Genomic DNA, 13,165 nt, shown 5'->3' with positions numbered 1-13,165 from the left:
TAGCTGTTGAATGCACTGCTCTATTTCCTGGAAGAAGCGGACAGTGTTATTCAATTTTTAGCCGGAGCCACTATGGCTCTGGTTCTTTTAGTGGCATCCTTTTCCAGATATTTTCACCTCCTTATTTTTGATTTCAAATTCAATTTCGGTAGCATAGGCAATTGCCTTTAGTACGTTTTCAAGTGTTTGGTTTTTATACTTGCCTGCTATTTTGCAATCTAGAATTGCGCTGTTGGCAAAGGATATTTCAACTCCATACCACATCTCAATTTTTGCAGCGGCATCAGCAAGGTTTAAATTGTCTAGAATTAAAGTATTGTTTCTCCAGGCCAGAATTGATTCCAGGTTTGCCTGCTCTCGGATAATTTGATTGCCTGTTATAGTCAGTTTTTCATTTACAGTGAGTAGCTCAGCGCTTTGATTGTTAGAAACACTAACGAGTCCACTTCTAACTGCTACTTCTGTAGTTAGCTCATCATATTTTATGTTAAAGGATGTTCCTAATACTTTTGTTTGTACAGCACCTGTGCTAATAATAAACGGACGAAGTGAGTCTCTTTGGACTTCGAAGAAAGCCTCCCCTTTCAGCAAGTGTACCTCGCGAATTTTATCATTGAATTGTTCAGGTAATTCTATACTGCTGCCAGCATTTAAGTAGACTATTGAACCATCGCTTAGTTGAAGCTGGGATTTTTGCCCAGGCGGATTAGTTTTAACAACATAAGTTATTTCAGACGAAACTGACTTTATAGAATATACAAAAAGCGTAGTGGCGGTTAAGGCAAGAATGCCTATTAGTGCTGCAACCTTTAGCCAGTTTGTTTTTTTCTTGGCTATTGGTGCAAGGCTATCGATTTTATTATTTAATGAATAAAGTGCTTGTTGCTCTTTAAACTCTTCGGGGTGGGTATAGTTTTTATTCCAGACTTCGCAAAACTCATTGAATCTCTTTTGATTCTCGACATTAAGCGAAATCCAGTCAAACAGTTGAATCTGTTCATCGGAATTTGCCTCATTTGATAGATACCTGACAATAAGTTCTTTTGGGATATTTTCCTCCATAGCATTTGTTACTATATGCTTAGAGTGAAATGGGAGCACAGTACCACTATGTTGTGGTGTTAAGAATACATTACCTCTTTGTTAAGGGAGGAGCAATCTGGGGAAAGAAAGCACAATTAAAATGTATTGAATGGATTTGTCTGAGTATTACTGTAAGAAAGTGTAAGGAAATTGGGAAGATTTAATAGTGCTTGGTTGTATATCTGTTTAATGCATTTCGGAGTACGACAAGCGCTTTGATAATTTGATTCTCAACAGTTTTTTCAGAAATATTCAGAAGCACACTAATTTCCTTATACTTTAAATTATCAAACCTATTGAGGATAAAAATCTGTTTGCAACGGATGGGTAAACTTTCTACGGCTTGATTGAAATACTCTTTAAGTTCAATGTATTCATGTATGCGGTCTGGTTCATGGTGTCGCGCTGCATAGCTATGCAGTACATCTTCAAGGTCATTAAAAAGTGGCTGTCTTTTTTTAACCAACGCAATGGAAGCATTTTTTACGCACGTGTATAAATAAGCCTTTACGCTCTGCTCAATGTTTATCCGGTCTTTATTTTGCCAAAGGGAGAAGAAAACATCACTTACGATCTCTTCTGTTTCTTCTTTATTTCTGGTGTATTGATAGGCGAATTGGCAAAGGCTTTTATAATAGGCCAGAAAAAGTGAGTTGAAAGCAAGGCGATTACCTTGTTTCATTGATTGAAAAAGTGCGATATCTTGTGTTGGTGTAGGCAAGGAAAGAATTCATGTAAAAATTCTCTTTTGCCATTACTCCTTTAGGTCTGAGATGTTAACAAATAGTTAATTTTTTAAAGCGATCAAAAAAAACTCCTTGAACGTTTACGTTCAAGGAGTTTAGGATACAAGAAGTTGTAATAGTTTTAGAGTGACTTGATGGCTGCTTCGTAATTAGGCTCTTGACCAATTTCAGGAACGAGCTCAGTATGCTTCACTTTACCATCAGTGCCAACAATAACTACAGCGCGTGCATCTAAAGCTTCAAAAGCGCCATCAGTAATTTCAACACCATAGTTTTTTGAAAAGCCTTTGTTGCGGTAATCGCTGAGGGTTACTACGTTATTTAATCCCTCGGCACCACAGAAGCGCTTCATTGCAAACGGTAAATCTTTAGAAATGCAAAGCACTACTGTATTATCAAGTTTGCTTGCCTCTGCATTGAACTTACGCACAGAGGCTGCACATACACCAGTATCAACGCTAGGAAAAATGTTCATAACGACATTTTTGCCTGCATAATTTTTCAATGACACCTCACTCATATCGGCAGCATTTGTAAGGATGAAATCAGGGGCTGCACTGCCTACAGCTGGCAGCTCTCCATTGGTATTGGTGGGCTTTCCGCCCAAGGTAATTTTTGACATGATTGTTGGTTTAATTTCTATTTGTTAACAAAAGGGCTTCAATAAAGTTCATCAAGATTTACTTAGCATACATATAATCCAGCGTCAGATTAAGCATTGCTTTCAGTCCAACCAGCATGCCGCGTTCATCAATTATAAAGTCAGGAGTATGATGACCTACTGCATCCTTCAATGGATCTTTGTCTGGAGGACAAGCACCAACGAAGAAAAAGAAACCAGGAACCTTTTGCTGATAGAACGCAAAGTCTTCAGCACCAGTTACAGAGGGGATTCTTACAACGTTGCTTTCACCTGCAGCTTTCTGTAAGCTGGCTACTACTTTTTCAGTAAGTGCCGGATCATTATATGTTACAGGTGTCATTTTTTGAATTTCAATTTCAGCTCTGGCTCCCATGCTTTCCGCAACTTTAGTTACCATCACTCTCATTTTCTCATGGATTTCGTCCTGCATTTTTGTATCAAGCGTTCTGATGGTGCCTGCCATTTCTGCATATTCAGGAATAATATTTTCACGAATACCAGCATTAATGCGGCCAACAGTGACTACTGCAGGTTCTTGTGTTAAGTTAACAGATCGGCTAACAATGGTTTGTAAACTATTAATGATCTGAGCCGACACAACAATTGGATCGATGCCACCCCATGGAGCTGAACCATGTGCTTGTTTACCATAAACTTTGATTTTAAACCAATCCGAAGCAGCCATTAAACCAGCGGGCTTGTAAGTAATGCGTCCCAGTGGAGCTATAGATTGAATATGTGCACCAAAGATTACATCTACTTTGGGATTTTCAAGCACACCTTGTTTTACCATTAAACTAGCGCCACCTTCCTCACCGGCTGGCGCACCTTCTTCGGCAGGTTGAAAAATAAATTTCACTGTTCCCCTTAACTCACTTTTGTTTTGGGCAAGTATTTCCGCAGTTGCCATTAGCATAGCTACATGGGTGTCATGACCACAAGCATGCATTACTCCTGTTTCTTGTCCATTAAAAGTTGTACGTTCTTTAGAAGCGAAGGGGAGGCTATTGCGTTCAGTTACTGGTAATGCATCCATATCGGCACGCAAAGCAATTACCGGCCCTGGCTTACCGCCCTTTAGTATGCCCACTACACCGGTATGTGCCACACCCGTTTGTACCTCTATACCGAGTGACTTAAGATGAGCGGCAATCTTCTCACCAGTCTTAACTTCTCGGTTAGATAATTCAGGATATTGATGGATATGTCGTCTCCATTCAATCATGCGAGGTTCTATAGTGGCTGCCTGCTGCATCACTTTTGCTTGCAGTTTAGGGCTTACCTGTGCAGTAACTGTAAGTGTTAGCATACAAAGCACTGCACTCATTAATAAATTTTTCATACGTTTAGGTTATGACTAAAACCGAAGGTAGAAAAATGGGCATGGTAAGCAAAGGTAAATCGTTATGTGGGTAAAAATCTTTACACAACCGGAGCAGGCTTTTGCGGAATTGGCTGAGGGTAAGCCAAGACGGGTATTAGTAGATCAGTATAGAATTGCCTTGGTTCGCAAAGGAGAGCAGTTTTTTGCAGTTGATGATTTTTGTACACACAATAAAGAATCCTTGAGTAAGGGACATGTTAACTATCGTAACGAAATCATTTGTCCTTGGCATAACTACTGTTTTGATTTGCGAACAGGAAGAGAAAGTATGCAACGATCTGCTGATTTAACAACTTTTGCCGTTAAGCTTAATGATGAAGGTTTGTTTATTGAATTGCCGGATTAGGATGCTAAATTGACAGTTGACAATAGATTCAACTATTTGAGACAAACACATTTTGTCCTGCTTACTGTCAACTATATTAAATTACCATAACAAGACTTACAATCTAAACGACATTTTTTCGTTCTTTGCAATAGCAAACCATGAGACTGATTTACATTTTATTATTGAATTTTTTCTTGCTGTTTAATTATTCGCTGCAGGCGCAGAGTCTGCCAATTACAGAGGAGTTTTTTTTCCAACGCTTTACAATTGTAAATCAAATGCCTGAGCGGATTTTGAGTGGACGCACTTTATTATTCTATAGCAGTAGCCTGACTCAGAAAGAGCTTGAGCGAATACAAGAATCATTTTCTACTACTGGAATTGATGCTGTACTGGCTATAGCAATTGAGAAACTGCTTGGTGGACATGACGTACGAAAAGCTTTGTTTGAGGCAATACAAAAACGAGAAATAAGCAACTTGGTTTTTGTTCAAAAAGATCAACAAGAATACCGTTGTACCATGACAAAATTTAACCAGAAGTTTAGTTTTGTCAATACATTACAGCCTGCATGGCAACTCAGTAAATCTGCATTAGGCGAACTGTTGCTTGAATTAGGTCGCGATGCGCAAAATGCACTTTCAAAGCAAAATTTTTTGGTGAACGATCAGCCTGAAACTGATTTGAAAATAAGCATAATACGAGGCAGCAGAATAGAATCACACAGTTCAGATTTGCGAGTAGATAGATTAGCCGTGAGACTTTCTGATAGAGTTGAAGATAATGAGGCATTAAAGAATGAATTGAGCAGCTATCCGTTTAAATTAGAATTTGTTGGCGACAGCATTAGTGATGCAGAATTGAGACTAAAGGGCTTTTGGTATGTGTTACAATCAGTTCATTTGCCCGAAAAGCAGGCACTGGAAATATTAGGTTATACCTTAGTTAAAAGGCCAATCAAGATTGTTGATGAAAAGAGTGTTTATAAATTCTACTTTAAAAAGCTTGAATTTGACAATGTTTATTTGGGTAAGGAATGGGATGCAGCTGCAAACTGGCAGGATGCTCTTAAAAATACGCTCGCTAATCTTCGCAAAGAGCTCAATGTTCGTTAAAGCTCTGGCATAAGCATTGCTATTAAAAAGTGTAAAGAAATAGGTATGAAAAGAGGGGTGATAGTATTTTTTTTCGCTTTTTTAGTCAGCATAACGGTTCAGGCTTATACCTCCGGTATTGCCATTAGTGCTGTAAGAAAATCTGAGGTTGTGCAGGTTTTTGTAAATGGTAAACTCTACAACAAAACGCCATCAAACTTCATACGCATTAAAAGTACTCAAGGCACTTTTCACCTTAGAGTAAAAATACTTGATATTCATACCCGACAAAGGCAGGAAATTGTTCAAACCATCAAAATTTCGAAGGGTTTTGAGTATTACTATGAAATTAAACAGGAAGAAGGAAAAGTGCCAAAATTGATTCAAATGAGGCGTTATCCTATTTATTCTCGTTACTTCCTTGACTATGGTCTTTATACCAGAGGCCAACACAGCTAAACAAAATTTTATTGGGGGTAGTTACATGTACCTTTTATAAGGTATTATGGGTGATTATAGTATCTTTATTGTTACTTAAAACCAATGCCCCCTATGAGAGTAACAGCAATAGCTTTACTGCTGCTAGCCGCTACACCAATATTTGCCCAAAAGGTAACGATTAAACGCGTGGAGTTGGCCGGTGAAAAGATAATCGTGCACTACGATTTAGAAGACAGCAATCCCAATAATGAATATCAGATAGCCCTGTATAGTTCGCAGAGCAACTTCAACACGGCCTTAACAAAAGTTACAGGCGATGTGGGTAATGAAGTAAAACCAGGCACAGATAGGAAAATAACCTGGAGCATTCGCGAAGAGCTAGGACCATATAAAGGCAGACTTTCATTGGAGGTAAGAGGGAAGCAGTTTGTGTCTGTAGCAAAGTTTACCAACATTACCACTTCCACTAAAATGAAGCGTGGTAAAAACCATGTCATTAACTGGAAGCCTGGCAATAGTAATCCAATCAACATTGAATTTTTAAATGGCGGACAGCAAATCGTTGCTGCATTAAATCAGCCAAATAACGGAGCTTATACGCTGTATATTCCAAAGAAGCAGAGTAAGGGTAAGGATTATATTATAAGAATTACAGATACACGTAACACACAAGATGTAGCAGTATCAAAACCTTTTATGGTAACACCGGCCGTTCCAATGTTGCTAAAAGTAATACCGGCAATAGCAATAGTGGGCGTTGCAGCGGTATTGGCTAGTGGTGGCGGAACTGACACCCCCGATACCAATGATGGTCCGGCTATTCCGGATCCTCCATTTCCAGGTAATTAATTTTTGTATTGAGTAAGCATATGTATATGAAAAAATATATACTGATTTTTTTGACAGCATTATCTTTAAGTGGTTTTGCTCAAACTAATTACACAGCATTAAATGGCCCTTACGGAGGTGGTTTGGAGGCCATGGTTTTTTCTAATAGCAGATTGGTAGGTCTAAGCAATGTTCAAGGTATTGTTATCAGTGACGATGGCGGAGCAACATGGACAACTTCAAATACCGGTATCACAGATCCATATAATCTTCGCAATATTGAAAGAGATCCGGTTTCAGGAAAATTATACGCGGTAAGCTACTCACGATTATATTCTTCGACCGATGGGGGTAGCAATTGGATATTGGTTTCTGCAAATGGATTCAATGATGCTAAATTTTTGCGCATATCCCCTAATGGTTTCCTTTTTATTGCAAGTCAGGGTGGTACTGTATACCGATCTACCAATGCTGGTACCAGTTGGCCGATAGGTGATGTAACGCAATTGCCTTCATCGCCTTATGTTATCGACTTTAAGATAAGTAATACAGGTTATTTATTCGTTGCCACAGATTTTCATCTTATCTACAGATCGAACTCTCCCAACAGTGTATTAGGCTTTACACAATTAAACAGCTCCAGAGGGCTGACTGATGGCGTTAATGGCCAAGTGTCATCTATATCTTTTAGTGGGTCTGACATCTATGCTAATACTTTTCAAGGTCCTTTTAAATCAACCAATAATGGGGACACATGGACATCGGTGAAATCAACTATTTCTGATACCAACTTTTATAATGGACGTATTTATGCGGCAGGTAGTACTGTTTATTATGGAGGGCAGGGTTATAACAATATCCTTGGAAGGAATGAAAGTACTTTTTGGAAAAGTACTGATGGTGCTTTAACCTGGACAAGTGTTGCCTCACCAATGAGTATTTATGGCAACTTGTACTCAGAATTAAAAGGCATCTTTCTTTTTGATGTAAACACCATTTATGTAAGTCAGAGAAAGGGCATGTTTAAATCAAGTGATGGTGGCTTTAATTGGAATGAAATAAATAATGGTATAACAGGCCTGGGCGGATATGAGCCGGGCTCCCTCGTTATGACCGATAATGGGAGACTAATCCGAGTTTCAGGTCTTGGTCTCGGCTTATTTTTATCAACAGATGATGGGCAGAGCTGGGATTTTTTATACAACACACCACTTAATGCAAATTTTATAGGTCTAAAAAAAATAGGTTCTGCCATTTATGCCTATGGCGAAAAACTGGTAAGATCCACCGATAATGGGAGCACCTGGAATTTAGTATTTGAAGGGGCTTTGGTGGGTTGTGGTAGTTATATGAATAACTTTGAAAACCTGGATGCTAGTACCTTTTACACAGTAACCTCATACAATTGCACAGCTGGTACGCCTCAGTTTAATCTTACAGTATCAGTAGATGCCGGTCTTACATGGACAACTAATTTAATCACTGGGTTACCCTCACCTAACGACACCTACATTAATGGTACATCGGGCATAAATAGTATGCCTGACGGAAGCCTTATTATAAATCTTTATAATTATGCACTTAACAAGCAGCAACATTTTAAGATAAACTCAACCACTTTTCAGGCAACAGATATAAGCCCGGCTGGCTATGAGTTAACTGATGCTTTTACAGTTTTTGAAGATAAGATTTTTGCAACGGCCATTACAAATACATATAAACTATTGATATCTTCAGATGGTGGACAAACATGGGAAGAGAAAAGCATTCCTTATTCTTACGGACGTATACGGGCAATCAATCAGAATATACTTTACCTGCTTGGATCGAATGGCAGAGTGTATATTTCTACTGATGGTGGGAATGCCTGGGTAGAAAATGACAATTTTGGTATAAACAATTATGCTTTAGAGGTTCTTATTTCTCCTGCTAATTTCTCCTATCTAGCTATTCACTACGGACCGGTTTACAAGAGTAATACACAGGTAATACCACCCGCTGCCCCAACTGATTTAACTGTTGAAAGCTATTCGGCTTTTTCCCTAACCCTGAAATGGAGTGACAACTCAAATAATGAATCCTATTTTGTTATTGAGCGGTCACAAGACAATAATACTGCTTTTGACAGCGTGGGTTTCGCTAACCCGAATGGCCTAAACTTTGTAATTCTAAACACCAACGTACCGCTTGATAACACCACGTACTTCTATAGGGTGAGGGCTGTGGGTGCTGCAGGCAATTCTGCCTATACAAACGAAGCATCTGTAACAACTATAGAAAATTGTCAAACTTATACTATCCCAACTAATAGGAGTTGGACAGCGACTACACAGACTTTAGCTGGAAGTAATAATCCAGTGAGTATCACAGGTGGATTTGGTAATTATATCATTTCAGGCCTACTCAATCCAAACGCTGTGAGCGGCATAAGCCCAGGAATTTCACCTACTTCTCAATTTCAAATGAGAGAGGTTTGTGGTAATGTATACCTCTTGCCAGGAGTAGTTTACGGAGATGGAAATGGCACTTGGGACGCAGTTACCAATACACTAACGATACATTGGAAAACAAGACCTAACTATACCCCCTACAGAGAAGAAACAACTGTGTATACGCTCAATGCTTCAGACCCTGCTCCTGGTGCACCTACTAATGTTGGTGCCTACGTAAAAAGTACGAATGAAGTAGTGGTTACCTGGGGTAGTTCACTCTATGCCCAACAATATCAAGTGCAGAGGTCAACTACTGCCGGAACTGGATTTGTAGATATTGGATCTGCATTTACAACAGCTCCATTTTCATATATTGATAATAGTACCCTAACTGTAGGAACGACCTATTATTACAGAGTAGTGGCAACCAGCCTGGGTGGTGCAACAACAAGCTCTGCTGAAGTTTCAATAGCTTACCAAACACCGCGATTTGACGCTATTAGTTTAGTAGGATACGACTTTCCTACACAAGGTATTGCCTGGATAGACATTGACAATGATGATGACGATGACTTATTGGTAACCCCGTTTAATGCACCTGTTGGAGCTACTGGCATTACCGTTTTTGAAAATGACGGAACTGGAAATCTGACTAAAATTAACGTTCCAGGACTATCTGATTTCGAAACCTCCACCTTAAGAGTTATTTCGGTTGGGGACATCAATAATGATGGGTTTAGTGACATTGCTGTCAATGGATCCCTTTCCGGAGGAGATATTTTTATTAATAATGGTGATAAATCTTTTACACGAACTAACCTTGTGCCCCCCAATAACTTTGGTTTAAACTGGTTTGCATCCATGGCAGACTTTAATAATGATGGTAAACTTGATGCCGTATTTTCAGATGACGTTTCATCATCCTCTACTTTTTTTAGATTTTTTACCCAAAATAGCAGTAGTGAGTTTGAAACCTATGAACTAGGAGAGATAGCGGCTGAAGCAACTATCTCCAGGGGTGGAAGCTGGGCAGATTATGATAAAGATGGCGATCAGGATTTTATCAGAAGTAGGTTTAGTACAACAGCGAATGATTTTGATCAATTGTATAGCAATAACGGAGATGGCACATTTACTCCTGTAAGTGGAACTGTGTTTGAACAAGATTATTTTATGGGGTCACGTTCTTTGTCATGGGGTGATTATGATAATGATCTTGATCTTGATGTTTATGTAGTAGAAAACAGCCCTTTTTACCCAAGTATGCTTTATAGTAACAATGGCGATGGCACATTCACAAAGATGACAGGCAGCGTTTTGTCAGAGGCTAAAACTGTCCAATCCTTTGGTAGTGCCTGGGGCGATATTGATAATGATGGGGACTTAGATATGGTGGTAGCGAATTCTTTACAGGCAGTTCTTTATATTAATGACGGTGCTGGTAACTTTAGTAAGTATACCGCACAAGAATACCTTGTAGCGGCTGATGCAAGCAGAACCAATATTGCCTTTGCCTTTGCTGATTATGACAATAACGGAACCCTAGATATTGCAACAGGTAAGAATGCAAACTTCCCTACAATTCTCTTAAAAAACTCGTTAGTACCTGGCACGAGCACACGTTGGCTTAAGGTAAAATTGCAAGGCGTAAACTCGAACAGATCAGGCATTGGGGCGCGAATAGAGATAACAACACCCAATGCTAAAACGCAGATGCGCGCTGTTGAGTCACTATCAGGTTATGGAAGCACGAGTAGTTTAACGGCTCACTTTGGTTTGGCAAATCAAAATAGTGCTACGGTAAGGGTATTCTGGCCTTCAGGTCTTCAGCAGACTATTACCAATGTGGCAGCTAATCAAACATTACTTGTGGTTGAGGATGGAACAGGCCCTCAAACACTTACACTGCTTCCAGCCAATGGTGCTACAAATGTATCAGCATCCACAAAGCTCGAAATCACACTCGATGAAGAGTCTATAGCAATAGCTGGTAAAAAACTAATTGTTGTAAAAAGCAGTGACCCTGCCACGCAACTCTTTGTAATTGATGTTACAATGGCTGTTAAAACAGGTGACAAATATGAATTTACCCTTCCCAATAAGTTAGAGTTGGGAGTTAACTATACGGTAAGCATTGAAGAAGGAGCCTTTAGTGATGTTTATGGAAATTTTTCCAATGTTATTACAGGTACTGCATGGGCATTCACCGTAGGCAATGGACCACAGCTAGCCAGTCTTTCCCCCGCCAATGCAGCTGTTAACGTTATTATAGACCAGGCTTTAACCGTAGCTTTTGCCAATACAGTCACAGCAACTGCTGGTAAAAAACTTATTGTGTTAGATGGCGCAACAACTGTATTAGATGTTGATGTAGCAACTGGTACCGTTGCGGCTAATGCTATTACATTTAATGCACCTGCAGAAGGCTGGCCATATGAGAGGTTGTTAACTGTAACACTTGATGCTGGAGCTTTTGTAGATAACGTTGGTAACGAGTATGCAGGTATTGCATCAGGCAATTGGACATTTACAACTGTTGAAGCACCAGATGTAACTGCACCTTCTATTACATATGACCCCTCTTCTGTAAACACACTTGACAAAGGCTTTTCGCCAGCAACTTTAAATATTGTAGCCACAGATAATAAAGCGGTAACCGGACTTACGTTTTTCCACAGAAAAGTTGCTGATAATAATTTTAATCAGGTGGCTGCTTCGAATACTAGTGGTAATAACTGGACTGCCCAACTCACTAATACCATGGCTGATGATATGGGTGTTGAGTATTATTTTGTAGCAACCGATTTGGCAGGCAATACAAAAAGAAGCCCGGAGGTTGCAGACACTTACTATAAAACAACACTTCTTTTTAATACATCAAACGCACCAAGAATTACACTGAGTGGAGGCGGAACCGCTCAAGATTGGAGGATTGTAGCGATTCCCTACCAATTGAATGGTAATAACTTTAACATAGCAGATGTCTTTTCAACTTTTGGAGCAGCAGCAGATGATACCTGGCGGATGTTACGCTATAGTAAATCAGGCAATACAGAAGTATGGCAGGAATATCCTGACTTTGCAATTATTGAAAGAGGAAAAGGCTATTTCATGAACGCTATAGGTGCCAAAGAAGTATTGTTCACTAATTCCACTTCACCTGATTACGATAGGGAAAACCTATTTACCATGAATCTTGTACAAGGTTGGAACCAGATAGGCAATCCATATAGTGTAGCCATTAATTGGGATGATGTAAGAAGTTTTAATAACGCAACTTCAAATGTAGGTTCACTCAAAACATTTGCAAATGGTTCATATACTGATGGAAATACTTTACAGCCTGGTCAAGGAGGTTTTGTAAATGTGCAGACCGCGGTAACCCTTCAAGTACCCTTCCCCGGCCAAACTTCCGGTGCACGAATAATGGAGCATAACCTTTCAACAAACCTTGATGACGAAAGTTGGCATCTGCCTTTAGCTTTGGAGCACAATCACATAAATAATTTATTTGCAGGCGTAGGTATGCATCCATCTGCTTCTGCCAGCTACGATGAGTTTGATGATGTTAACCCTCCAAGATTTTTCGACTACGCTGAAATTAATTTTGATCATGCTGAACATATTTTCAAAAGATTTACACGCGACATCGTACCTACCGCTCAATATCAAGAGTGGGAATTCTCTGTTAACTCGAACCTAACCGGTTTGGCAACCATGCGCTGGAATAATACCGGCTTTGGAAATAACGACAAGGAGATTATGCTCCTTGATAAACGTAGCATGCAAGTGATTAACATGCGTGAAACAAGCACATATATTTTCGATCCAAAACAGTCTTCAACATTTAAGATTTACTTTGGTGTAAATCTGCTAGAGAAAATTGGTGCAGAGTTTTTTGCTGTAAGTAGTGCTTATCCTAACCCAACTAATAAAGAAACAACAGTAAGATTCTCTTTGCCGGAAAATGGAGGAGAGCAACAACAAGTAACGTTGGAAATAAGTGATGTTATGGGCAGAAGCATGGGTACAGTAGCAAGAGGAGTGTTTAAAGGAGGTTACCACGAACTTTCTTTTGATGCATCAACACTAAGCGATCACGAGGGCTTACTATTAATATCAGTTAATGTTTTCAATAAGACAGGCAGAAGCACGAAACAAGTAAAGGTTATGATAAACAAATAAT

9 protein-coding genes are annotated in these 13,165 nt (G+C 39.4%); 5 read left to right on the top strand and 4 right to left on the bottom strand.

Going from position 1 to position 13,165, the window contains the following annotated elements; all coding sequences use genetic code 11:
* Positions 1-87 precede the first annotated feature (87 nt).
* The 4 genes from SanaruYs_RS05840 to SanaruYs_RS05825 all read right to left on the bottom strand — a co-directional run bounded on the left by SanaruYs_RS05840 (position 88) and on the right by SanaruYs_RS05825 (position 3,814).
* Positions 88-1,062 carry a FecR family protein gene (locus SanaruYs_RS05840; protein WP_127121594.1) on the bottom strand — a complete coding sequence of 325 codons (975 nt, stop codon included), beginning with the start codon at positions 1,060-1,062 and terminating at the stop codon, positions 88-90.
* Between the two features lie 181 nt (positions 1,063-1,243).
* Positions 1,244-1,765: an RNA polymerase sigma-70 factor gene (locus SanaruYs_RS05835; protein ID WP_127121593.1), complete on the bottom strand. Its 522-nt coding sequence runs from the start codon at positions 1,763-1,765 to the stop codon at positions 1,244-1,246.
* 185 nt (positions 1,766-1,950) lie between these two features.
* A complete protein-coding gene (tpx, locus tag SanaruYs_RS05830) occupies positions 1,951-2,451 on the bottom strand; it encodes a thiol peroxidase (protein WP_127121592.1) in 501 nt (166 codons plus the stop codon).
* A 58-nt stretch (positions 2,452-2,509) separates the two neighbouring features.
* Positions 2,510-3,814: an amidohydrolase gene (locus tag SanaruYs_RS05825; RefSeq protein WP_127121591.1), complete on the bottom strand. Its 1,305-nt coding sequence runs from the start codon at positions 3,812-3,814 to the stop codon at positions 2,510-2,512.
* Positions 3,815-3,878: 64 nt separating this feature from the next.
* On the opposite strand from SanaruYs_RS05825, the gene SanaruYs_RS05820 reads away from it, so the two are divergent.
* The 5 genes from SanaruYs_RS05820 to SanaruYs_RS05800 all read left to right on the top strand — a co-directional run bounded on the left by SanaruYs_RS05820 (position 3,879) and on the right by SanaruYs_RS05800 (position 13,164).
* Positions 3,879-4,202, top strand: coding sequence for a Rieske (2Fe-2S) protein (locus SanaruYs_RS05820; RefSeq protein WP_127121590.1), 324 nt, complete (start codon positions 3,879-3,881; stop codon positions 4,200-4,202).
* A gap of 140 nt (positions 4,203-4,342) precedes the next feature.
* Positions 4,343-5,299, top strand: coding sequence for a hypothetical protein (locus SanaruYs_RS05815; RefSeq protein ID WP_127121589.1), 957 nt, complete (start codon positions 4,343-4,345; stop codon positions 5,297-5,299).
* Positions 5,300-5,344: 45 nt separating this feature from the next.
* Complete coding sequence (locus SanaruYs_RS05810; RefSeq protein ID WP_127121588.1) at positions 5,345-5,737, top strand: hypothetical protein; 393 nt, start codon at positions 5,345-5,347, stop codon at positions 5,735-5,737.
* Positions 5,738-5,830: 93 nt separating this feature from the next.
* Positions 5,831-6,568, top strand: coding sequence for a Ser-Thr-rich GPI-anchored membrane family protein (locus tag SanaruYs_RS05805; protein WP_160118595.1), 738 nt, complete (start codon positions 5,831-5,833; stop codon positions 6,566-6,568).
* 26 nt (positions 6,569-6,594) lie between these two features.
* Entirely contained in the window at positions 6,595-13,164 is a 6,570-nt protein-coding gene (locus tag SanaruYs_RS05800) for an FG-GAP-like repeat-containing protein (protein WP_160118594.1), read from the top strand.
* The last annotated feature ends 1 nt before the right edge of the window (position 13,165 follow it).

Source organism: Chryseotalea sanaruensis (assembly GCF_003990915.1).
In the GTDB taxonomy this organism is placed as follows: domain Bacteria; phylum Bacteroidota; class Bacteroidia; order Cytophagales; family Cyclobacteriaceae; genus Chryseotalea; species Chryseotalea sanaruensis.
This window is presented reverse-complemented; position numbering and strand designations above follow the sequence as displayed.

Excerpts from the sequence above, each read along its gene's own strand:
- SanaruYs_RS05840 (WP_127121594.1), bottom strand. The coding sequence starts at position 1,062 with ATGGAGGAAAATATCCCAAAAGAACTTATTGTCAGGTATCTATCAAAT.
- SanaruYs_RS05835 (WP_127121593.1), bottom strand. The coding sequence starts at position 1,765 with ATGAAACAAGGTAATCGCCTTGCTTTCAACTCACTTTTTCTGGCCTAT.
- tpx (WP_127121592.1), bottom strand. The coding sequence starts at position 2,451 with ATGTCAAAAATTACCTTGGGCGGAAAGCCCACCAATACCAATGGAGAG.
- SanaruYs_RS05825 (WP_127121591.1), bottom strand. The coding sequence starts at position 3,814 with ATGAAAAATTTATTAATGAGTGCAGTGCTTTGTATGCTAACACTTACA.
- SanaruYs_RS05820 (WP_127121590.1), top strand. The coding sequence starts at position 3,879 with ATGTGGGTAAAAATCTTTACACAACCGGAGCAGGCTTTTGCGGAATTG.
- SanaruYs_RS05815 (WP_127121589.1), top strand. The coding sequence starts at position 4,343 with ATGAGACTGATTTACATTTTATTATTGAATTTTTTCTTGCTGTTTAAT.
- SanaruYs_RS05810 (WP_127121588.1), top strand. The coding sequence starts at position 5,345 with ATGAAAAGAGGGGTGATAGTATTTTTTTTCGCTTTTTTAGTCAGCATA.
- SanaruYs_RS05805 (WP_160118595.1), top strand. The coding sequence starts at position 5,831 with ATGAGAGTAACAGCAATAGCTTTACTGCTGCTAGCCGCTACACCAATA.
- SanaruYs_RS05800 (WP_160118594.1), top strand. The coding sequence starts at position 6,595 with ATGAAAAAATATATACTGATTTTTTTGACAGCATTATCTTTAAGTGGT.